This is a genomic window from Mucilaginibacter rubeus (assembly GCF_003286415.2).
GTDB lineage: Bacteria > Bacteroidota > Bacteroidia > Sphingobacteriales > Sphingobacteriaceae > Mucilaginibacter > Mucilaginibacter rubeus_A.
In genome coordinates, this window is record NZ_CP043450.1 from 5,306,204 (window position 1) to 5,322,786 (window position 16,583).

Annotated in this window: 27 protein-coding genes; 10 read left to right on the top strand and 17 right to left on the bottom strand. The window is 47.7% G+C overall.

The window, feature by feature from the left end; all coding sequences use genetic code 11:
- Nucleotide 1: 1 nt before the first annotated feature.
- A complete protein-coding gene (locus tag DEO27_RS20985; RefSeq protein ID WP_112575416.1) occupies nt 2-397 on the bottom strand; it encodes a DUF1330 domain-containing protein in 396 nt (131 codons plus the stop codon).
- A 164-nt stretch (nt 398-561) separates the two neighbouring features.
- On the opposite strand from DEO27_RS20985, the gene DEO27_RS20990 reads away from it, so the two are divergent.
- Genes DEO27_RS20990 through DEO27_RS21000 form a run of 3 tightly spaced genes read left to right on the top strand, consistent with a single transcriptional unit; the run spans nt 562 to nt 2,587 of the window.
- Complete coding sequence (locus DEO27_RS20990; RefSeq protein ID WP_112575415.1) at nt 562-1,419, top strand: SDR family oxidoreductase; 858 nt, start codon at nt 562-564, stop codon at nt 1,417-1,419.
- Entirely contained in the window at nt 1,419-1,664 is a 246-nt protein-coding gene (locus DEO27_RS20995) for an Atu4866 domain-containing protein (protein ID WP_112575414.1), read from the top strand. Before DEO27_RS20990 ends, DEO27_RS20995 begins: the two co-directional genes overlap by 1 nt.
- A gap of 8 nt (nt 1,665-1,672) precedes the next feature.
- Nucleotides 1,673-2,587, top strand: coding sequence for a helix-turn-helix domain-containing protein (locus tag DEO27_RS21000; RefSeq protein ID WP_112575413.1), 915 nt, complete (start codon nt 1,673-1,675; stop codon nt 2,585-2,587).
- 124 nt (nt 2,588-2,711) lie between these two features.
- On the opposite strand, the gene DEO27_RS21005 is transcribed toward DEO27_RS21000, so the two are convergent.
- From DEO27_RS21005 to DEO27_RS21015, 3 genes are read right to left on the bottom strand one after another with little or no spacing between them, the layout of a single operon-like run.
- Complete coding sequence (locus tag DEO27_RS21005) at nt 2,712-5,915, bottom strand: error-prone DNA polymerase (RefSeq protein WP_112575412.1); 3,204 nt, start codon at nt 5,913-5,915, stop codon at nt 2,712-2,714.
- Nucleotides 5,912-7,414 (bottom strand): Y-family DNA polymerase, encoded by a 1,503-nt coding sequence (locus DEO27_RS21010; RefSeq protein ID WP_112575411.1) that lies wholly within the window; start codon nt 7,412-7,414, stop codon nt 5,912-5,914. The genes DEO27_RS21005 and DEO27_RS21010 overlap by 4 nt, the downstream gene beginning before the upstream one ends.
- Nucleotides 7,407-8,132 (bottom strand): ImuA family protein, encoded by a 726-nt coding sequence (locus DEO27_RS21015; RefSeq protein WP_112575410.1) that lies wholly within the window; start codon nt 8,130-8,132, stop codon nt 7,407-7,409. Before DEO27_RS21015 ends, DEO27_RS21010 begins: the two co-directional genes overlap by 8 nt.
- 90 nt (nt 8,133-8,222) lie before the next feature.
- Here DEO27_RS21015 and DEO27_RS21020 point away from each other — a divergent pair, with 90 nt between their 5' ends.
- Nucleotides 8,223-8,492 (top strand): hypothetical protein, encoded by a 270-nt coding sequence (locus DEO27_RS21020; RefSeq protein WP_112575409.1) that lies wholly within the window; start codon nt 8,223-8,225, stop codon nt 8,490-8,492.
- Nucleotides 8,493-8,579: 87 nt separating this feature from the next.
- Here DEO27_RS21020 and DEO27_RS21025 read toward each other — a convergent pair whose 3' ends face one another.
- From DEO27_RS21025 to DEO27_RS21040, 4 genes are read right to left on the bottom strand one after another with little or no spacing between them, the layout of a single operon-like run.
- Nucleotides 8,580-8,987: a DUF5655 domain-containing protein gene (locus DEO27_RS21025; RefSeq protein ID WP_112575408.1), complete on the bottom strand. Its 408-nt coding sequence runs from the start codon at nt 8,985-8,987 to the stop codon at nt 8,580-8,582.
- Between the two features lie 3 nt (nt 8,988-8,990).
- Nucleotides 8,991-9,494, bottom strand: a complete 504-nt coding sequence (locus DEO27_RS21030) for a 2'-5' RNA ligase family protein (protein WP_112575407.1) — start codon at nt 9,492-9,494, stop codon at nt 8,991-8,993.
- Nucleotides 9,470-9,613, bottom strand: coding sequence for a DUF2256 domain-containing protein (locus tag DEO27_RS32030; RefSeq protein WP_112575406.1), 144 nt, complete (start codon nt 9,611-9,613; stop codon nt 9,470-9,472). Before DEO27_RS32030 ends, DEO27_RS21030 begins: the two co-directional genes overlap by 25 nt.
- Complete coding sequence (locus DEO27_RS21040) at nt 9,600-10,139, bottom strand: DUF4385 domain-containing protein (RefSeq protein WP_223818011.1); 540 nt, start codon at nt 10,137-10,139, stop codon at nt 9,600-9,602. The genes DEO27_RS32030 and DEO27_RS21040 overlap by 14 nt, the downstream gene beginning before the upstream one ends.
- Nucleotides 10,140-10,175: 36 nt before the next feature.
- Here DEO27_RS21040 and DEO27_RS21045 point away from each other — a divergent pair, with 36 nt between their 5' ends.
- The 4 genes from DEO27_RS21045 to DEO27_RS21060 all read left to right on the top strand — a co-directional run bounded on the left by DEO27_RS21045 (nt 10,176) and on the right by DEO27_RS21060 (nt 11,730).
- Nucleotides 10,176-10,334 carry a DUF3606 domain-containing protein gene (locus DEO27_RS21045; protein WP_112575405.1) on the top strand — a complete coding sequence of 53 codons (159 nt, stop codon included), beginning with the start codon at nt 10,176-10,178 and terminating at the stop codon, nt 10,332-10,334.
- A gap of 66 nt (nt 10,335-10,400) precedes the next feature.
- Nucleotides 10,401-10,580, top strand: a complete 180-nt coding sequence (locus DEO27_RS21050; protein WP_112575404.1) for a hypothetical protein — start codon at nt 10,401-10,403, stop codon at nt 10,578-10,580.
- Between the two features lie 123 nt (nt 10,581-10,703).
- Entirely contained in the window at nt 10,704-11,102 is a 399-nt protein-coding gene (locus DEO27_RS21055; protein WP_112575403.1) for a TraR/DksA family transcriptional regulator, read from the top strand.
- 10 nt (nt 11,103-11,112) lie between these two features.
- On the top strand, nt 11,113-11,730 hold the full coding sequence (locus tag DEO27_RS21060; RefSeq protein WP_112575402.1) for a hypothetical protein: 618 nt from the start codon (nt 11,113-11,115) through the stop codon (nt 11,728-11,730).
- Between the two features lie 15 nt (nt 11,731-11,745).
- On the opposite strand, the gene DEO27_RS21065 is transcribed toward DEO27_RS21060, so the two are convergent.
- From DEO27_RS21065 to DEO27_RS21085, 5 genes are all read right to left on the bottom strand, one after another.
- On the bottom strand, nt 11,746-12,516 hold the full coding sequence (locus DEO27_RS21065) for a Ku protein (RefSeq protein WP_112575401.1): 771 nt from the start codon (nt 12,514-12,516) through the stop codon (nt 11,746-11,748).
- The gene (locus tag DEO27_RS21070; protein ID WP_112575400.1) at nt 12,513-12,791 is read right to left on the bottom strand and encodes a hypothetical protein; all 279 of its coding nucleotides are present in this window, start codon (nt 12,789-12,791) and stop codon (nt 12,513-12,515) included. Before DEO27_RS21070 ends, DEO27_RS21065 begins: the two co-directional genes overlap by 4 nt.
- Before the next feature lie 58 nt (nt 12,792-12,849).
- Entirely contained in the window at nt 12,850-13,008 is a 159-nt protein-coding gene (locus tag DEO27_RS21075; protein WP_112575399.1) for a lmo0937 family membrane protein, read from the bottom strand.
- A gap of 242 nt (nt 13,009-13,250) precedes the next feature.
- A complete protein-coding gene (locus DEO27_RS21080) occupies nt 13,251-13,457 on the bottom strand; it encodes a hypothetical protein (RefSeq protein ID WP_112575398.1) in 207 nt (68 codons plus the stop codon).
- Between the two features lie 53 nt (nt 13,458-13,510).
- Nucleotides 13,511-13,966, bottom strand: coding sequence for a ferritin-like domain-containing protein (locus DEO27_RS21085; protein ID WP_112575397.1), 456 nt, complete (start codon nt 13,964-13,966; stop codon nt 13,511-13,513).
- 171 nt (nt 13,967-14,137) lie between these two features.
- Between DEO27_RS21085 and DEO27_RS21090 the strand changes: the two genes are divergently transcribed.
- Nucleotides 14,138-14,353, top strand: a complete 216-nt coding sequence (locus DEO27_RS21090) for a hypothetical protein (RefSeq protein ID WP_112575396.1) — start codon at nt 14,138-14,140, stop codon at nt 14,351-14,353.
- Nucleotides 14,354-14,369: 16 nt separating this feature from the next.
- A complete protein-coding gene (locus tag DEO27_RS21095; protein ID WP_112575395.1) occupies nt 14,370-14,570 on the top strand; it encodes a hypothetical protein in 201 nt (66 codons plus the stop codon).
- Here the strand turns inward: DEO27_RS21095 and DEO27_RS21100 are convergent, their stop codons facing one another.
- From DEO27_RS21100 to DEO27_RS31520, 4 genes are all read right to left on the bottom strand, one after another.
- On the bottom strand, nt 14,571-15,086 hold the full coding sequence (locus DEO27_RS21100) for a hypothetical protein (RefSeq protein WP_146750138.1): 516 nt from the start codon (nt 15,084-15,086) through the stop codon (nt 14,571-14,573). It lies immediately after the preceding gene.
- Nucleotides 15,083-15,466, bottom strand: a complete 384-nt coding sequence (locus DEO27_RS21105) for a hypothetical protein (RefSeq protein WP_146750137.1) — start codon at nt 15,464-15,466, stop codon at nt 15,083-15,085. The genes DEO27_RS21100 and DEO27_RS21105 overlap by 4 nt, the downstream gene beginning before the upstream one ends.
- A 98-nt stretch (nt 15,467-15,564) precedes the next feature.
- On the bottom strand, nt 15,565-16,338 hold the full coding sequence (locus DEO27_RS21110) for a DNA-formamidopyrimidine glycosylase family protein (protein WP_190295164.1): 774 nt from the start codon (nt 16,336-16,338) through the stop codon (nt 15,565-15,567).
- A gap of 13 nt (nt 16,339-16,351) precedes the next feature.
- On the bottom strand, nt 16,352-16,582 hold the full coding sequence (locus DEO27_RS31520) for a hypothetical protein (protein WP_190295166.1): 231 nt from the start codon (nt 16,580-16,582) through the stop codon (nt 16,352-16,354).
- Between the last annotated feature and the right edge of the window lies 1 nt (nt 16,583).

The window sequence follows — 16,583 nt, forward strand, 5'->3', positions numbered from 1 at the left end:
TTTAAAACGCAATTTGCCTTGTCATGATCAGTTTCAGCTCTGCTGTACCGGCGATGCGCAGCGGGTTGGCGGTCATTTGATAGACCTCGCTATTCGCAATGGTCATGAACGCTTCAGCGCTGGGGTATTCTACCAGAACGACCTCATCCCATTGTTCGTTCTCACCAGCAATAATGTTTGCCGCAACCTCGCCAACAAACTTGACATTTACGCCCTCGATACCCAATTGTTTGACCACCTGCCCGAATGCAGGTATATATTCGTCGAAATAAACTTTTTTGTCTTTGAACCTGATCAGGTTCAGCATCACCACAGGTCCTTGACCTGCTTCAATCACGGGAAATTTGATCTCTTCCATACCACAAAGGTCGCCAGCCTTTTCCGGAAAAAAGTTCATGTAGTTGAAGAGTTTCCAAAAACAGCGACCGTCTTTTCAATGTAATAGAGACCTGAATTCATATTCAGGCAAATAATAACCTGAGATATGACTACAATTTTCCAAGAATTGGTCACAAGGCCTCATACACAACAGCAGACCTTTGTGTCATTAAATATTACGCGATGACAAATGAAACAAAACAAACAGAAAAAGTATGGTTCGTGACCGGGGCCTCCAAAGGGTTAGGCGCGGACCTTGTTCAGCAATTATTGGCGGAAGGCTATCAGGTAGCTGCTACCTCCAGAACAAAGCAGGCGCTTATCGACCTGATCGGAGAACGGGATGATTTCCTGCCGCTCAACATGGATATAACCGACAATAATGATGTAAAGCGCGCGATCGAACAAGTGGTTGACAAATTCGGCCGTATCGATGTCATCGTAAATAACGCCGGGTTCAGCCAGATCGGCGCCATCGAAGAGTTGACGGCAGAAGAGGTGCAAAGGAACTACGATGTCAATGTTTTCGGCCCGCTGCATGTGGTCCGTCATGCAGCTCCTTACTTGCGGGAGCAGCGCTCAGGACATATTTTTAACATTGCATCAATCGGAGGTTATGTTGGGAATTACGCCGCCTTCGGTATCTATTGTTCTACCAAATTTGCTATGGCCGGTTATACAGAGGCGCTGGCAGTAGAAATGGAACCTTTCGGCGTCCACACAACCCTGGTTTACCCGGGATATTTCCGCACCAGTTTCCTTGAAAAAGACTCCGTCATGTTGCCTGCTCATGTAATTGACGCCTATGCTAATGCCCGTGAGATTGAAGCGCAGCACCTGAACGTGATCAGCGGCCGTCAGCCTAACGATCCAAAAAAAGCCGCAAAAGCGCTCATTGAACTAAGCAATCAGTCCAGGCCACCGGTGCATTTTTTTATGGGTATCGATACTGCTGTACTGGTAAAGGACAAGATCGCCATCATTGAACAGGCCCTGGCCGATAATTTGGAGCTTACAGAATCAACAGCGATTATCGAATAATGACGAAAACTATTGAAGAAACCGGAGAATACCTGGGCATGTGGGTGACAAAAGATGGTCATGTGCGCCAGGAGTTATTACATGAGGGCCGTTATGACGAAGCTCGTGGTAATCGCCGAAGTGCTTACCGGGTAACCGGGAACCACATCGCATACAAAGACGACACTGGATTTGACGCCGACGGCGAATTTAGTGGCGGGGTTTTGTATCATGGCGGCATGGTATTTTATAAAGAAAATAATTAATTTTAAAAATGCCCGATACATTTCGCTTCCGTACGCTGTCAGACCTGCACGACTATTACGGTTTGCCCGGACCGGAGCATCCGCTGGTCAGCGTCATCGATTACAGTAAAGTTAAATACCCGGACGATGTAGCCGACCTGAAATGGCTGCAGGATTTCTATATGATCGCCTTGAAGCGAAATGTACAGGCCAAATTTAATTATGGACAGCAGATTTATGATTTCAATTCCGGCGTGCTGTCATTCTTTTCGCCGCAGCAATTGCTCCGGGTCGAGATCAAACCGGATGTTCGGGTCAACCAGACAGGTTGGCTTCTGTTGCTGCACCCGGATTTCCTTTGGAACACCTCTCTGGCGGCACAGATCAAAAATTACGAGTTTTTTCAGTACAAGGTGAACGAAGCGTTATTTCTCTCGGAAAAGGAAGAAACGGCAATTGCCGGGATCTTTCACAAGATTGAGTCCGAATACCGGTCGAACATGGACCGTTTCAGTCAGTCACTGATCATAAACCAACTGGAAAACCTGCTGATCCACGCGGATCGTTTTTACAACAGGCAGTTCCTGACGCGAAAAATCACAAATCATCAGATTCTTGATAAGCTGGAAACATGGTTGAAAAATTATTTTGCAGCGGACTCGCTTATCGATCTTGGAATGCCGACAGTCACGCAGGTAGCGGACGAACTTAATATTTCCGCGAACTATTTAAGCACCTTACTCAAAACCCTGACCGGTCAAAGCACCCAGCAATTCATTCATGATAAGGTGATAGAAAAAGCGAAAGAAAAGTTATCGAAAACTGATTTTTCGGTTTCGGAGATCGCTTATCAACTAGGGTTCGAACATTCCCAATCCTTTAGCAAACTTTTCAAAGCCAAAACTGATCTCACGCCCATAGAATTCCGGCAAATCCATAACTAAATAGGAATTCGTATTTAATTAGGTTTGAATTGATTTCGATATTCAGACGAAGCAGGTTTGAAAAAGGAATTTATTGTGGATGTCATATACTCACATATTAATCGCTTTACAGATCGGCATGGAATTATTTAAAATTTCGCCCTTTATGAAAATGCTCTTCTGGTTGCTGTGTTTTTAGTGGCTTTTCCATTGGAATAAAAGGGCTTGCTTTTTCATCGGCCCTTGATAAGGTCAATACCGGTTGTTTTTCGTTTCTGATTGCGGTCAGGTCCCCTAACAATTTGGTAATATCGAAAACGCGCCTGACGATGATGTGCGTTACTTCGGTGCGTTCAACAACCCCTTCGACCATCAGGAGCCGGGCATGAAGGATCTCTTTGCGGTATTTATCAAAGAGTTTTGGGAAGACAACCAGGTTGGTGGTACCGGTTTCGTCTTCCAGCGTGATAAAACAAACACCTTTGGCGGTACCGGGCCGCTGGCGGATCAGGATTAGGCCGGCAGTTTTAATCAATTTTTTGTTTTCTGTTTTATTGGCCTGGCTGGCAGTGATAATATGTAATAGCTCCAGTTTATCCCGTACGAAGCTAATAGGATGGCCCTTAACCGATAAACCGGTTGTGGCATAATCCTGTACGACATGCTCCGATTGACGCAGCAGGGGAAGGTCCACCTGCGGTTCATAATTACTTTCCGAAGGCTGTCCTTCATACAGCGCAACCGGACGGTCATGCAAAGCCGAGACCTGCCACAGTGCCTGCCTGCGGTCAAGCCCCATGGACCGGAATGCATCCGCGTTGGCCAATTTCTCCATGGTAGCGACGCTGACGCCCGCGTCACAAAGCTGGTGAACTTCTGTATAATGTTTAACTCTTCCCCTGACCAGTTTTTCCATTTCCTCCTCGCGGATGCCTTTGATCTGCCGGAAACCCAATCGCAATTGACAGTATCTGCCATGCTTTCCTTCCAGTAAATTGTTCCATTCGGAATAGTTGACGTCGATCTCCAGGATCCTCACCTCATGTTCCTGTGCGTTCCGTACAATTTGAGCAGGCTGATAAAATCCCATCGGTTGGCTGTTCAGCAGCGCTGCCGCGAAAACGTCTGGATAATAATGCTTCAGCCAGCAGGAGACGTAGACCAGTAGCGCGAAGCTGGCCGCATGGCTTTCCGGAAAACCGTAGCTGCCGAACCCTTCCAGTTGCTTAAAGATCCGTTGCGCAAAGTCCTTACTGTAGCCGCGGGAGGTCATGCCATTAATCAGCTTGTGCTCAAATTTGGTGACCAACCCGTTGAATTTAAAGGTCGCCATGCTCCGTCTGAGCAGGTCAGCCTCACCCGGCGTAAAGCCCGCTGCGACGATGGCCAGTTCCATCGCCTGTTCCTGGAAGAGCGGGACACCCAGGGTACGCTCCAGGATTGACCGGATCTCATCGGACGGGTAATCTACCGCCTCCTCCCCGTTTCGTCTCCGGATATACGGGTGCACCATATCGCCCTGGATCGGACCGGGCCTGACTATGGCAACTTCGATGACGAGGTCATAAAAACAGTTGGGTTTCATCCGCGGCAGCATGGACATTTGTGCCCGGCTTTCGATCTGAAAAACACCGAGCGTATCAGCTTCAGTGATCATCTCGTAAACAGCGGGGTCATCCTGGGGGATATTAGCCAGGGTAAGCTGTTTGCCATAGTGCTTTTCAACGAGGTCGAAGGCCTTACGGATACAGGTTAGCATGCCCAAAGCCAGGATATCCACCTTCATAAAACCCAATGCATCGATATCATCCTTATTCCATTCGATATTGGTACGGTTTTCCATGCGGGCATGAAAGATCGGACAAAGGTCGCTCAGCTTACCGTCCGTAATTACAAAACCGCCGGTGTGCTGTCCCAACTGGCGGGGGAATCCGATCATCTGGGAAGTCAGCTGCATCACTTTGAGCAACAGCGGTTCTTTGGCGTTCAGGCCAAAGGACCGCAACTGGCCGGTATTCATATCTTCTTCCGAAAAGTCGCCAAAAGCTTCGGAGAGCTTGCCGACAACGTCCACCGAAAGTCCCATCGCCCGGCCTACATCCCTTATCGCGCCTTTAAAGTGCAGCATCGTCACGGTGGGTAAAATGGCGGCACGGTCACGGCCGAAGCGCTCGAAAACATATTGGATCACTTCTTCCCGGCGTTCATGCTCAAAATCCACATCGATGTCAGGCGGTTCATTCCGCTCCTTCGAAAGGAATCTGGCAAACAGCAGGTTGAACTTATCCGGTGCTACCGAGGTGATGCCCAGTACGAAGCATACCGCTGAGTTGGCTGCCGATCCCCTGCCCTGGCACAGGATGCGCCTGTTTCTCGCCCATCGGACATAATCTTCCACCGTCAGGAAATAATTGGCCGTATCCGTTTCTTGAATGATATTCAGTTCATCGATGAGCGATGCTTTAACTTTTTTTGGTATGCCCTCCGGGTATATCTCTTCCGCCCCCTTCCAGGTCAGCCATTCCAGCTGCTGTTGGGGCGTACGGCCATCGGTGGTCAGTTCATGCGGGTACTGGTATTTTAAGGTTTTCAGATCGAAACGACAGGCATCGGCAATCATTCGCGCATTGGCGACAGCTTCCGGGTATTGATTGAAGAGCCGGCCGATCTCTGTTGCCGGCTTTAGAAACCGCTCCGCGTTTTGGTGCAGTTTGTAACCGGCATTGAAAATCGTGCATTTTTCACGAACGCAGGTGAGCACATCCTGAAGTTCCCGCCGCTCAGGTGCATGATAATGAACATCATTGGTGGCGACCAGGGGCACATTCAGCTCCGACAGCAGGAACAGTCTTTTCATATCGTCCCCGAGGTAAGAGCGGGTAGCCGCCACAAACAGCTCCTGCAAATTGGACCAGTATTCCTGTACATGAGTTTTAAATACCAGCTCAAATTCAAAGTCATTCGTCAGTTTCCCCGGGGGAATAATGATAAAAATGCTGCCCTCACTATGTTCATACACATCTTTTTTATAGAGATAGCACTTTTCCTTTTCCGCCCGCAGGTTACCCTTAGTAAGCAGGGCTGATAAACGGGCGTAGGCTACTTTGTCTTTCGGGTAAGCTAAAAGCGAAGGACCGTCAACCAGGTCAAGACGGACTCCCGGTATCAAGCGGATATTCCTGTCCCTGGCAACTACATAAGCCCGGACCAATCCCGCGAAAGTATTGCGGTCGGTGATGCCAATCGCATCATAACCCAGATCAGCCGCCTGGTCGACAAGTTCTTCCGGGTGGCTCCCCCCACGCCGGAAGCTGAAATTGCTGGTTACCTGTAATTCAACGTAGCTCATGCGAAAAATCCATGGAGGTACCACAATTGCGATTGGCCGGAATCATAATGTCCGGAACGGAACAGCCAGTAACGCCCACCCTCTTCATCTTCCACGATATAATAATCCCGGTGTTCGCCGGGCTCCAGCCACCATTCCCGTTCGATACGTTCCGGGCCGTCAGCAGCGACAATGACATGACGTTCACCTTTATAATTGAACATTTTGGGCGGATAATCCGGCGTCAGGGCCATGGCTTGAATCAGCTCAGGCTGATCAAGTAACTGGATAGGCCTTGGCCGGTCAGACCACCATGCACCTGCCAGGTCATCTTTTCGTTGATCTCCGGGAGCAGCGGCACGCTCGGGCCAGTAATGTTCCGAGGGAAGGTAACGGCGAACGCCCTGACTACCTATGCGCCCAACGATCCGGTCCACCAGTTCAGCGATCTCCTCGCTGTCCGGACCCGGCTTCCCGGCCCAAAGCCCCCCCTGCTTATCGCTCGCCGCCTCCGTTTGGGATGCTTCCATGACGAAAAGCTCGATTCCCAGCCCCGGTTCGATCTGATCGAACTGCAACGAAAAAAGTTTGAACAGGTGTTCCGTACGGTTACTGGCGTGGCTGGTGCCGATAGCGATCTGCCCTTTCTTTCCATCGATACGGAACCAGATCAGTTCAGATTGGCGGAGGCCCCTGCCCTCCGCGTAAAGCCGCTTACATAAACGCTCCAGTAAGTTGCTGACCGCGATTCCGATGGCTTCACGTGTAGTGATGGGTTCGAGGCATTCCAGGCGTTCGCTGTACGGCACCGGTTCTTTTAGCGGAATCAGGAATTCCTCCTCCTGGCCCAAAGCCTGCAAAAGGCGCAGCACCAGTTCTTTTTGAAATCGTCTGCGCAGGACCGCCTGCGGCATATGGACAAAACCGCTGATCGTATAGAGCCCTAAGTTCCGGAGCTTGATCAGGAGATCTGTAGGAAGCCGGAGTGCGGAGGGCGGCAAAGGCATTAATGCATTTCGATGACCGCCAACCGGAACGATCAGGCCGTTTTTTGCACATCGGGCAACACCCCAGGCACTGCCGATAGTATCGGCGAGCCCGGGCCGGACATCATAACCGATCTCCTTTAAGCGGCCGATCATGTCTTTCAGAAATTCGCGCTCCCCTCCCTTCAGATGCGTGCAACCGGTTACATCCAGCAGCAGTCCGTCGGGCGGATCCAGCGCAATCAGCGGGGTATACCGCAAACACCATTCAGCCAGCCCGGTTAGCAGTTTCACCGCCCTGCCTTTTTTTCCGTCAAAGACGACAAGGTCAGGGCTGATCACCTTGGCATCGGCAACGGTCATCCCCTCTTCGATCCCGAACTGCTGGGCAACGGCGGTTGCCGCTGTCACCAAAAGCCGGCTATGATCAGGCTCAGCAAAAACAAAAGCTTTGCCCTTCAGATCAGGCTGCCGAATCGTCTTCCAGTCGGTCAGCAGATAACGGAACCAAAGGGATAAAAAACGCTTAGGCATACTGGTGGAATTTTTCAGGTGCGGTGTAAGGGGTAACAACCCTGAACTGTTCCTGGTACCATTCCAGTGTCCAGGTGCCCGGATTGCCGTTCTTAATTTTGCTCAGTTGAACCTGCCAGCGGGGCATACCAACACCGGGCATACCGGGACGGAGCTGGCTGCGGACCGGCCGGACATACCAGCGCGCGGTACAGGCCGTTGTATTCTCTTTTTTGACGTCCTTTCTCAGGATAAAACCGGTAACCTGACTTTGTTCGACAGCCAGTTGCAAACGCCTGGATTCCATAAAACTAAGGTTATGCGTTTCGCAGACCACGGCCGCCACCCCTTCGCATTTCAATGCCTCTTCCGTTACCCAAAGCACATCTTTCTGTAGTGACACGTCGACAAAGATCACCCGGTCGGGCGTTATGCCAAATCGCTTCAACGCCGGCGGATAGATCCTTCTCGTATAGCTGACCCAAACACAGATACCGCCCTTTTCAAGCAATACCCGAAGAATACCGGCGATCATGCCGCCGCAAGCAGCCGTTTCCACGGGACGCTGGCTAATGAATTCGTGAATGGCCCCGGTCGGAAAAACCCGATTGGGAAATGCGGCCTCAAGCGGACCCAAGCCAAATGAATTGAATGCTCCCGGAGCTGCGGGCTTAAAGCCCTCCCAGGTCAGGATATCCTGCCTGAGCTTGTCGATGATTGCCTGTTTCTCGCCTGCCATAACATTTCAATTTGGGGACTACAAAACTATGCTAATATTTTTAGCATTTCATTATTCTTTTTTACATTTTTTTATTCACTTTTGTTTTACATGAGAAATAAGTTATTCAACGATAAGGCAGTAACTGTTAAAACGGGTTCGGGGCGATGGATCCAGCTTGTACCGGATACCATGGGAAGTTACTGGCTTTATGAACCCATACCGGAGTTGAAACTGGGTAGATTGCTGTTCGATGATAATGATAACTGGATTTATGACGGTGACTTACTCGACGTAAACGAGCAGGAAGATGTTGCCGGCATAATCACCGGCTGTCAGCGTGAAATGGATGAATTATTGAAAAGTATCCAGGAAGAATAGGTTTGAAGGGAGTATGTTTATTTTAGCAAATTCAGGGTTAAGCCTGTAAAAGGCTCATCAGGTGATTTTGTGTTTAAAGAGCTAATGCTAATTCCGCACCAGTTCATATGATTCCCGGATATACACGAACAAGGCGGGCCGGATATCATCCAATGAATCCAGGCGGATGTGGTTCTCGAACTTTTTTCCTGCTGCTACGCTCTTGATAACAGGCTTTTCCGGATGTGGCGCAGCAGAATAAAACTTAAGGTCCAGCCATTTTTTCATCGGACGGATGATAAGGAAACCGACACGCCGCGTAAAAACGATACAGTTTGGCGTCACACCGACCAATACCTTGTCCCAATCCGAAACCTCGGCCAGGATCTTGTCAAAGGCCAGCACCAGTTCAGGCGAACGGCCTTCAAATAAAGTATCCAGGCTTACCCGCGCACAATAATGGCGGTAATCTTTCCAGGGCAGTTCACGGTCACATTTCGGGCAGGTCCAGCTCATTATTCATTTTATAAAATCATAACTAAAATTGTGCCGCCATGGACCGCCCAGGTATTCCCATAAATCAAGCCCGATACCATTAACGTTGAACGGTTTAAAATGCGCACTCGATTCCCTTAATAAAGCTTTGGATGCCTCCGGTGTCACTTTATTTTGTATCGTAATGTGCGGTTTGAACGCTTGACGGTCCTGTGGACTTAATACAGGCCAGAAATAAAGGCCCGCTTCCTTTCTTAGCTGCTGCAATTCCGGCGATTCAATCTGATAGGCCACTCCTGCGCCAAAATGCCGCAAACCGATAACCTTCATTTCAAAGGTACCATATTTCAAATTATTGAAATATTCCAGGGTGTCCGGTTGATCCGGCAATTTGTGGAATAAAGTCAAATGGGCTTTCAGAAAATTACGATCCGGGGGAAAATACCTCTCCCGCAGTTCATCAAAGTATGCCTGGCTGCTATCATCCAGCCTAAGGGTCAATATCAGCGGATTTTGCTCCGTTTGCATTTTTCCGAACAGTATTTAACTTCCTCCCAAACTTTTTCCCATTTTTTCCGCCAATGAAACGGTTTGCCGCATGTAACGCATAGCTTTTGCGGTATGTTTTCCTTTTTAACCCCTCGCATGCTTCCAATCTTTTTTCATGGCGGCGTAAAGTTCATTCTTCTCCGCCGCTTTCCATCTGGCATAAAATACTTTGGCCGCCTCCGATTTTTCGGGATCACCGCTACCGCGCTCCAGCAAGACGTAGTCCTGGTGCCCATCGTATTTTTTGCCGCCCTTATAATTCGCGTAACGACGGGCACGCGTGTAACCCATCTGCAAATATTTACGCGCCATATCTGCACCAACAAAATCACCGGCGGCTAGATATTCAGTAAACAAATTGAATATCCGTTCACTGCTTTCCCCGGCGATCGCTTTTGTTTTAAAACGCCAATATTGCCCGATCTCGCTTTTGTAAGGTTCGCAGATCAGCACGCCCTGTTCCCCTTTGCCCACACGATAAAGTTCCGGTCGTTCCCGGTAATCAGTATCCGGTTTCCAGGCGTAATGATCCGGGTCAAAATTCAGGTAGCTGGGTTGTTGCATCAATAAAACAACAAAACAAATGGTATCCCTGTTTTTAAAACCATTAAAACCTTGTATCACGAATTTTGTTACTAATTGAAAACATATCATTGAATTATGAGCACAAGAGGAAGTAAAGTGGAAAGGAATTCGGTTTCGGATCAGCCACACGAGATCAAATATGAGGCGCATAAAGAGGGTACCAGTAAGCAAGCCGTGAAGGATGCAAAAAAGGAAGTCGGCAATCAGCGCAGGAATATTGAAAAGAAAGTATAGTTCAGCATTTATTTAAACGATGAGCCCTGCATTGCGGGGCTTTATTGTTTACCAATCAAAGGATGTATGAGCAGGGCATTTGTCAAAGAAGGTGAAAGCGATCAGTTAAAAGATGTGGCTCCAAACATGGCATCCTTATTGTTTTTCCTGAAAAGAGAAAGCGGCGCACCGGTTCGGGAACTGCGTAAGCGCTATAGCGATAAGTATCGGAAAGAAGTTCATGAGATGAGCTGGGCTATATGTTAAATAATGATCAGCAATGGCAGATTGTGCTGGATTGATCGACGGTCAGCAATGGGATCTAATCGTGGAATTGAATAAAGTCCGCATATTTTTAAACAACCCTGCCAGATATGCGTTAATTGGGTCATGGAAAAACTAACGATTAATACTTTTAATAAAACCCGCTATTCTGACCAGGAACTGGAAGAATTTAAACGACTGATCCAGCAAAAAATCGCTGCCGCTAAAGAGGAACTGGATGTTTTGATGGGTTCGTTGCGGGGAGGTAATCCCAACGGCACGGACGACACCGGCGGTGTTTACTCCACACTGGAAGATGGCGCTGCGACATTGGAGAAAGAAACCGTTCACCAAATGGCAGCGCGTCAGAAGAAATTCATCGTTGACCTGGAAGCTGCGTTGCAGCGGATTGGTAACAAAACTTACGGGATTTGCCGCGTCACCGGTAAACTCATCCAAAAAGAGCGGCTGATGGCAGTTCCGCATACCACATTGAGCATGGAGGCTAAGCTTCGGCAAAACTAATCTATACGCTATGGCAATCCTGAATAACCCGGTATCAGTCGCAGTTGTACGTGAAAACGGCGGTCTCGAGATTCTCGATTTAATCCCCGTCTATGAGGAAGAAGCGCATGCCTTTGTCGCTACCGATGTCTTAAGAGTTTATGAAGGCTTTCCGAGAGCAGGTGACAACGGATCGGCAGAACAAAGTAACCGGGACCGATATTTGCAATATATCGATTCGCCTGAAATTAATAACGACTTCTTTTTGGGGGAACTGCGGCTTCATGGAGACAGGCTACCGGGTTGGAAATACCACGGGAACAAACTGACTACGAACGAAATCTGGCAATTGGTTACAGCACTTAAGGTATTGACGGACGAGCATATAGAGGAGGAAGCCGCCATAGCCGCTATTCTGCACGAGGAACCTAACTCAGCGAAAGCCATGGCATTCATTTATGGCGAAGACCTCCAGGCAGACACCATCCGTATCCAGGAAATGAAAGGACATTTCATTATCTTCATCAATGAACAGGTCGTCGCAAAGGTTGAAAGGACTGATGGGCATTGGAAGGTGACGGGTGGTAGCATTGATGACCCGTTTCTGCTGTCAGAAATTATGAGCCATATCAATGCCGCTGCAACCTAAATAGCATACTTAAATTTATGCGCCTTTTTTTGACTGTAAGCTGTTCAGGAGCTGATCATAAAGATCATTGCTCTTCGACGGTTTGGGTTTTAATTTCTTGATCGTAGGTCGTTTACCCTTCGCCTTTGCCTCAATGATCTTCATCAGCTCATCATGATACTGGTCTTTATATTTGGAAAGATCGAGTGGCTCCGCATATTGGTTGATCAACGCCAAACCCATGTCCAGCTCCTTTTTGCTTACCGTGATATCTTCATCCAGTGATAATTCTTTTTGATCACGGATCTGCTGGGCAAACCGGATACGGGTAATTACGATATTTTGTTCAACAGGATGTACAATGCAAAGGCTCTCCGTACTACGCAACACGAAACGGGCGAGGCCTGCTTTACCCGATTTTTTTAATGCCTCCAGCAATAGTGCGTAGGCTTTATTCTTCTTTGTTGCCGGCTGTGTATAATAGGAGCTTTCATAGTACATCGGGTTCACCGAATCCAGGTCTACAAAGTTTTCGATTTCGATCACTTTGCTCTTTTCCGGCGAAGCCGCCTCAAAGTCCGCGTCTTCGATGATAACGTAGTCATCGTTGTATTTATATCCTTTTACGATCTTGTCGTAAGGTACTTCTTTTTTTGTGTGTTCATTGACACGCATGAACTTGATGTTCGCGTGATCACGGCTGTCCAACATATCCAGATCCAGCCTCGTTTCCTGTACGGCCGAAAAGAGTTTGATGGGTATGCTCACCAGGCCGAAGCCGATTGATCCTGTCCAGATTGATCTCATTGTTCTCGGTCTTTTAAATCCAGGTGCTTATTGCCGGGGTGCTGTAGTTTCGCTTCGATCTGATCAGCCAGCAAATGAAGCAATTCCTCCTCCAGTCCAGCGGTATTTTGGCATACATAAAGATAATTCTGAGCGTCCGGTTCAAAGCTGGCAACCAGTTTCCCGTCCTCATAAACGCGGTAACGGCAGCGGTTTTCATCATGATGCGGGTATTCACCCACTTCAAAATGATGTACTTTCTTATCTAAAGCAATGCTGATAGGATAATTAGCCATAAAGAATAGATAAACCAATAACCCGGCTGCTCACCGGGTTATCTGTAAGATTGATAAATCAGACTACAGTGGTATCCCTCCTGAGGAAACCGAGAATCAACGAAATAATTGCAATAACCAATAATACATGGATCAGCCCGCCGGCTGCGTAAGCGAATGTTCCGATAGCCCATCCTATAACGAGGATAACTGCTACGATGTACAAAAGTGATCTCATTTTATTTTCTTTAGGTAAATGATGACCTCATCATGCAAAGGCTGTTCCAAAAACTCTCACAGGTTGTATAAAATATCAATTGAGCAGCGCTATTGACAAAGTATTCGGTACACGGATCTTATAATTTGCTGTTGTGGCCCCTTTGTTCCTGACATTACATCCCAACTGTAAAGTAATGGTCCTTCCGGATACCCTGGTACATTTGAATGGCCATACCGTGATCACCAAAAGCTACACTATTTTCAGAGACCCTGGATTTGCAGCCAGTATTCGACTTGACCGGCAAACCCGATCAGCTCGGGTATCTCGTTGTGAGTTCTTATCTCGATCAGTTTAGCGTCGGGATATTTGGCCAGGATCTCCCTGCCCCTTGCGTAATCAAGGAAGTCGGCTTCCTGATAGATTTCATGAATGGTCAACAATTGGGCTATATTGTTTTCGTAGAGCATGGGCAATAAAAAAGCTGCCCCTCAAGGCAGCTTTCAAAAAAACTACATGGAAATTAAATTTTAGCGGCATCCCGCAAAGCTTTGATCTGGTCGTGCGCGGCATTGATCTCCTGTGCCTGGCTGCTTACCGTTTCACGTCCATTGACCGGAAGATCTTCACTGTTCAATGCATCCTGATATGCTTTTTTGATGGCATCTTCGCCCCTTTCTGCTTCTGAAAGGATACTGGCACGGTCGCTGCCGCCAAACAGGGACTTAACGTCTATCCAGGCCCGGTGTAAAGTACCACTTACGCTGTTACCTGTTTCCACCTCATCAACGTTACCTACCAGCGCCGCCAGTTCCTGGCTGTTTTTACGGCTCTGTGCAGCATAACCCTGGAACAGTTCTTTGAGGTCAATATTTTCATCTTTGATATCCGCAATGGCTTTTTCAAAACCCGCTACGCGGTCATTGTTAATTTCGATCAGGTCGTTGATAACGCCTGTTGCTGCTGTTGTCGTGCTCATAGTGTTTTTCTTTTGATAGGCTAAACCTATTGCCAATACCGTGCCATTTATAAGAAATTAAATTAATTAGTAAGAAATAAAACCCAGCCTTGTTCGTCCTGTATTTTTTTCTGAGCGGGATGTCAGATTGGAACAATAATTGGGTAGATATTTCAAATAAACTGATTTATTATGGGTAAGCAACACGAGACCATGCCGAATGAGCCGCAGGAAGCGCCGGTTCGGCCCGCTTCGCCGGAAATACAACAACCCAGTGACCCCGCAAGCCCCGGCATACCAACGGAAGCGCCGGACAAGGAGCCGGTTGAATTGCCGCAACATCCGGCGCCGCAGCCGGAGATCAGCCCGGAAAAACCGGGTTCATTGCTGAACAGAACAGAAGTTTAATTTTATTTCGACGCCTATGCCATGGTACAACGGCGACTATCCGCCATCCTACAAGAACCAGCCCGGTTATCTGCGCGATAAAGCAACGGAGATCGCCAATGAGGTTTTGAAAACAACCAACGATGAAGGTGAAGCAATTGCTACAGGTCTGAAACAGGCACGGAAATATTTTAAAAATCATCCGGAAGAAGTGCCGGAAGATTTGCCAGATCAATGATCAATCCCCTTTATATACGATATGCCGGGGGATCCAGGCTTCCATGTCTTCTTCAGGGAGCTTCATCGGTTTTTCGTAAAGCAGATGACAATGAACAGGCATATCATATGGATTACCGATGATTATCCAGCGTTCTTGTTCCGGCAAACTCAAATTCCGGACTCTAAATTCCGATGTGATCTTTTTACCTTCCCATTGAGATTGAAAAGCCAGAAGCTCGGCTGATTTCATGTAAACGAGACATGCCGGTTTGTTCCATTTGAATGTGACGGTGAACTCCGTCAGCAACCAGCTGTTATTCCAGCGGGTAAACACTCTTTCATCCTGTAATTTCAATTTTTCATAACCAAGCAGGTTGGGCCGTTTCTGCAGGTATTGCCCGGCAATGTAATCGCCCAGTTTGATTTGTGTTTGCCCCCCATCCGAAGAAACTATTCCGAAATCTTCAGGTACCTGTTCCAGGCACGGAGGAGGGTTCAAGCACATGGCATTGTTATAAAATACAGTTTGATTCACTTCCGCTGCACTGCACTTAGCGTCGGATTGAAAAATTTGACTGGAACTTCCGGCTCGATCAGAAAATCTCCGGACAAGATTCCATCCTGATAAACAAGTTCGACACCATTTCTGCGGCTGAATTTATAAACGTCCTTATTGGGATTCTGGTTGTGGATAAGAAAGCCTTTGGATGCCTTGAGCGCTTTCATGCGCTGTCCGAATTGTGCCACTCTTGGGCCATTTAACCTCGTAGCAATATCAATGATCTCAAATAAGTAAAGCACTTGCAATCCTGCAATGAGGCCGCTAACATGTATTTGGATATTTCTTTGCTGACCATCGGCATCTTCAGGGTCCGGCCCAACCGTTACCCGCATGCCTGGAAGCAAGTGAGCCAACCGATCATAAAGAGATGCTCATGTAAAAGCGTTCTCAGGCATAATGGCAAATGGGAATTATTATCCTTAAACGGTAAGATCCCGCGGGCCTAACAAATTTACTCAAATAAATGCTGGCTTTCTGTATAATACGTCTTGCGTTTATCCACTTCAGCCTTAAGAATAGGTTCGCCGCTGAGTGTTAAGCTTTGTTTCGGGCGGTGTACCTGCAAGAAATCACGTTCCTTTTCGGTGATCGTATCCGGAAAGTTGTGACGGATATGATTTTCAGCATCGGTCAATACCGATTTAATCGCTGCCGTTAAAATCTCAATATTTGTTTCAGGGATTTTATTGGCTTTGGAAAAAGGTGATATTTTGGCGGCATAAAGGATCTCATCCACATAGGCGTTTCCTATGCCCTGCACAGTTTTGCCCTCGGTCAACACAGTTTTAATGGATTTCGATAACTTCGGCAATGCCGATCGCAGATATCCGTCCGGTAGCTGCATGGCATCGGGGACGACAGCCGGCTTGGGATCGAGGGTCAGGATTACCGCTTTCTGCCAATCCGTGATCGCAAGACCGGTTTGGTCTTCAAATAATAATTCCGCGATCGTAAACCGGTTTGTATTTTCACCTTCATACCAGTACATGGTACCGTGCAACATCAGGTGCACACTTAATACATGGCCGTTTTGAAATATAAAATGTAATTCTTTGCCTGTTCTCCTGATATCGGTTAAAGCATGCCCCTCCAGGGATTCCTGTATGACGATTTCCGGAACTTTGAGTTGACGGGTTATGGGAATATGGATGGCTGACAAAGTTCTGCCGGCAAGCTTTTTAGCAAGGTTGTCACGGAATATGTTGAGATCAGGAATTTCTGGCATGGTTGATTTAAGCTTAAAGGTATTCACTTTCGACCCGAAGGCCAATTTCTTCAATGATCGAATCCGGCAGTATGACGCCCGATTCCTGTATCCAGGTCGCATCACCCGTAAGGGCTATAGTCGCGATAAAGCGCCCGTCGAACAATATCTCGCAGGATTGCGCCTGCATGTTCACCCGGCACCTGACTTTTTCTCCTGCGTAATCCAGTTCAAAACTAAAAGTAGGATCTTGATCTTCCATCATA

Bases quoted from the DNA above. Each gene is read 5' to 3' on its own strand.
- DEO27_RS21020 (WP_112575409.1), top strand. From the start codon at position 8,223: ATGAGAAATAAGTTATTCAACGATAAGGCAGTAACTGTTAAAACGGGT.
- DEO27_RS21075 (WP_112575399.1), bottom strand. From the start codon at position 13,008: ATGAGATCACTTTTGTACATCGTAGCAGTTATCCTCGTTATAGGATGG.
- DEO27_RS20985 (WP_112575416.1), bottom strand. From the start codon at position 397: ATGAACTTTTTTCCGGAAAAGGCTGGCGACCTTTGTGGTATGGAAGAG.
- DEO27_RS20990 (WP_112575415.1), top strand. From the start codon at position 562: ATGACAAATGAAACAAAACAAACAGAAAAAGTATGGTTCGTGACCGGG.
- DEO27_RS20995 (WP_112575414.1), top strand. From the start codon at position 1,419: ATGACGAAAACTATTGAAGAAACCGGAGAATACCTGGGCATGTGGGTG.
- DEO27_RS21055 (WP_112575403.1), top strand. From the start codon at position 10,704: ATGGAAAAACTAACGATTAATACTTTTAATAAAACCCGCTATTCTGAC.
- DEO27_RS21005 (WP_112575412.1), bottom strand. From the start codon at position 5,915: ATGAGCTACGTTGAATTACAGGTAACCAGCAATTTCAGCTTCCGGCGT.
- DEO27_RS21025 (WP_112575408.1), bottom strand. From the start codon at position 8,987: ATGAGCTGGACCTGCCCGAAATGTGACCGTGAACTGCCCTGGAAAGAT.
- DEO27_RS21080 (WP_112575398.1), bottom strand. From the start codon at position 13,457: ATGCTCTACGAAAACAATATAGCCCAATTGTTGACCATTCATGAAATC.
- DEO27_RS21095 (WP_112575395.1), top strand. From the start codon at position 14,370: ATGCCATGGTACAACGGCGACTATCCGCCATCCTACAAGAACCAGCCC.
- DEO27_RS21050 (WP_112575404.1), top strand. From the start codon at position 10,401: ATGAGCAGGGCATTTGTCAAAGAAGGTGAAAGCGATCAGTTAAAAGAT.
- DEO27_RS21065 (WP_112575401.1), bottom strand. From the start codon at position 12,516: ATGAGATCAATCTGGACAGGATCAATCGGCTTCGGCCTGGTGAGCATA.
- DEO27_RS21010 (WP_112575411.1), bottom strand. From the start codon at position 7,414: ATGCCTAAGCGTTTTTTATCCCTTTGGTTCCGTTATCTGCTGACCGAC.
- DEO27_RS31520 (WP_190295166.1), bottom strand. From the start codon at position 16,582: ATGATGGAAGATCAAGATCCTACTTTTAGTTTTGAACTGGATTACGCA.
- DEO27_RS21070 (WP_112575400.1), bottom strand. From the start codon at position 12,791: ATGGCTAATTATCCTATCAGCATTGCTTTAGATAAGAAAGTACATCAT.
- DEO27_RS21045 (WP_112575405.1), top strand. From the start codon at position 10,176: ATGAGCACAAGAGGAAGTAAAGTGGAAAGGAATTCGGTTTCGGATCAG.
- DEO27_RS32030 (WP_112575406.1), bottom strand. From the start codon at position 9,613: ATGCGAGGGGTTAAAAAGGAAAACATACCGCAAAAGCTATGCGTTACA.
- DEO27_RS21030 (WP_112575407.1), bottom strand. From the start codon at position 9,494: ATGCAAACGGAGCAAAATCCGCTGATATTGACCCTTAGGCTGGATGAT.
- DEO27_RS21060 (WP_112575402.1), top strand. From the start codon at position 11,113: ATGGCAATCCTGAATAACCCGGTATCAGTCGCAGTTGTACGTGAAAAC.
- DEO27_RS21015 (WP_112575410.1), bottom strand. From the start codon at position 8,132: ATGGCAGGCGAGAAACAGGCAATCATCGACAAGCTCAGGCAGGATATC.
- DEO27_RS21000 (WP_112575413.1), top strand. From the start codon at position 1,673: ATGCCCGATACATTTCGCTTCCGTACGCTGTCAGACCTGCACGACTAT.
- DEO27_RS21090 (WP_112575396.1), top strand. From the start codon at position 14,138: ATGGGTAAGCAACACGAGACCATGCCGAATGAGCCGCAGGAAGCGCCG.
- DEO27_RS21110 (WP_190295164.1), bottom strand. From the start codon at position 16,338: ATGCCAGAAATTCCTGATCTCAACATATTCCGTGACAACCTTGCTAAA.
- DEO27_RS21085 (WP_112575397.1), bottom strand. From the start codon at position 13,966: ATGAGCACGACAACAGCAGCAACAGGCGTTATCAACGACCTGATCGAA.